This is a genomic window from Aeromonas sp. QDB54 (assembly GCF_027707385.1).
Lineage (GTDB): Bacteria > Pseudomonadota > Gammaproteobacteria > Enterobacterales > Aeromonadaceae > Aeromonas > Aeromonas hydrophila.
Genome location: NZ_JAPCIT010000067.1, coordinates 1 through 2,089 on the forward strand (window position 1 = coordinate 1; position 2,089 = coordinate 2,089).

The 2,089-nt window shown below is 54.1% G+C and carries 2 protein-coding genes and 1 pseudogene; 2 read left to right on the forward strand and 1 reads right to left on the reverse strand.

The genetic code is table 11. The features are described from left to right. Positions 1-293 (forward strand): hypothetical protein (locus tag PG881_RS23785; RefSeq protein ID WP_270703593.1); only part of this gene is annotated, 293 nt, incomplete at its 5' end. Positions 294-356: 63 nt separating this feature from the next. On the opposite strand, the gene PG881_RS23790 is transcribed toward PG881_RS23785, so the two are convergent. Next, entirely contained in the window at positions 357-1,274 is a 918-nt protein-coding gene (locus tag PG881_RS23790; RefSeq protein WP_064341356.1) for a WYL domain-containing protein, read from the reverse strand. Between the two features lie 269 nt (positions 1,275-1,543). Here PG881_RS23790 and PG881_RS23795 point away from each other — a divergent pair. Beyond that, positions 1,544-1,954 (forward strand): annotated as a pseudogene (locus tag PG881_RS23795) (IS5 family transposase); the annotation flags it as partial. Positions 1,955-2,089 lie beyond the last annotated feature (135 nt).

Here is a 2,089-nt window from a genome sequence, read left to right on the forward strand (position 1 = left end):
CGGGAGGCAATATGTTGGTAAAAGCGATAGTTCCGACGGAGCAGGTCGTAGATGTTATCTGTGATGTGTGTGGTGACAGCACGACAAAGACAATGGCACAGGAATACGGCACATTGTCAGCCCACTGGGGGTATGGCTCGGTACGGCACGATGGCGAGAGATACGAAGTGCATCTCTGTGAAGATTGTTTCTTTGAGACGCTCGCGTCTTTGCGTCAAAGCCATCGCTCGCAGAATATGTTTGAGGACGATTATGTGCCAGCCGACCCTGATCGTTTTGGTCGGGTGGAATGACGGATAAACAGTCAGGTGCTCGTAGTGGCGTCGTGAGCTGGGCCACTACAAAGCACCAGCCCGCTATGAAATTTGCAAATCTGCATTCTTGAGCTTAAAGGCACAGCCTTGCCGGATCAGCTCCTCCCGGTTGGCGAGCACCAGTGGGTAGAGCAGGGGATTATTAGCATGTTCCCCGTTGTAGCTCACCTGCATCCGCTCCAGGGCGTAATGCATCAAGGGGACGCGCTGTTCTATCAGCAACTTGCCGTCGGTCATCGCATAGTCGCTGGCGATAATGGCCTGCTGTTCATCACCCAGACAGGGATTGGGGGTCACCACAGCGACCACCCGATTGTTCCACTCCAGATCCTGATCTCGACCGTGGGCCGAAGCGTCGAGTAGCTCCGGCTTGCCCCGAAAGCGGCTCATCACAAAGTCCAGATAATCCCTCTTCTTCTCGCAATACGCCCGCACATGCCAGCGAATGCCGTCATAGACCAAGGTATGGGGAACTATATTGCGCCCGCTACGCTCGGCCGAACTGAGCGACACATAATCCACATCCACCCGTAACTGGCTGCGGGCCGCCTGCACCAGACCGCGTACGATGACGGGGTCGATATGGCGGTTAGGCACATCCAGGATCTCGATATGGCCGTAACGCAGGTCCATCAGTGGCAGCGCCAAGACACCTGCCTCATGCTGGCGCTGATGCTGCTTCTCTCGGTGCAGCAGCAACAGATACTCATCCACCTTGCCTTCGCTAAAGCGAGGGCTGAACTGGGCGGTAGGTTTGTAGCCCTTGAGATTGCGGTCGTACTCCAGCCCTTGTGGCGAGACCTCCTGGATATAGCGGTTGATATCCCTCGACGCCTGCTGGCGGCCAATGTTGAAGGCAGTGCAGAGGTGGTTGGTGGTTAGGCGGCCTTCCCACATCAACACGATCTCCAGCAGTCGAAAACGCAAAGTCTGATCCCAGGTGAGCGCCCCAGCGGTCATATGTGCTCCAAAATGCGACATGTGAATGTAACCAGTATCGGCATGAGTATACAGGCGACATATACTGGCAGCACCAATTGTGTAGAGCAAAGGAGAGCGCAATGTACAGCCAGCATGCACTGCAGCGTATGCAGCGACGTGGGATCAGCAAACAAGTGGTCGACGTGCTGCTGAGCTTTGGCAGCTCTCACTGGCGTTGTTGCTCAAATCAGGGAACTATTCGGCAGTTCAGTGATCTGATCTCTTAGGTTCACCCCCAGGAGCGTCAGATGGGCAAGCCAAAACACAAGATCAGCAACTGGAAACAGTACAATCAGGCTTTGGTACAACGTGGTTCTCTGACTATCTGGATGGATGCGTCAGCTATCCGGCGATGGCATTGCCATATCCACCATGGGCGCAGAGGTAGAGGGTTTCACTACAGCGACACAGCCATCGAAACAGCTTTAATGCTCAAGGGGCTCTTTAATCTACCCCTCCGCGCACTTGAAGGTATCATTAACTCGCTGTTCAAACTGATGGCTGTGCCACTGAAATCACCCGATTACAGCTGCATCAGCAAGCGGGCCAAGACGGTGGAAATCAACTACCGGGCACCGAGCAAGGGGACAGTGACACACCTGGTCATCGACTCCACAGAGCTCAAGGTTTACGGCGAAGGTGAGTGGAAAATGCGTAAGGGAAGGTGCGAACAAGTCCCTGATATGAGATCATGTTTGTCATCTGGAGCCATGAAAAAGGGTTCATCATGAGTCATCAACTTACCTTCGCCGACAGTGAATTCAGCAGTAAGCGCCGTCAGACCAGAAAAGAGA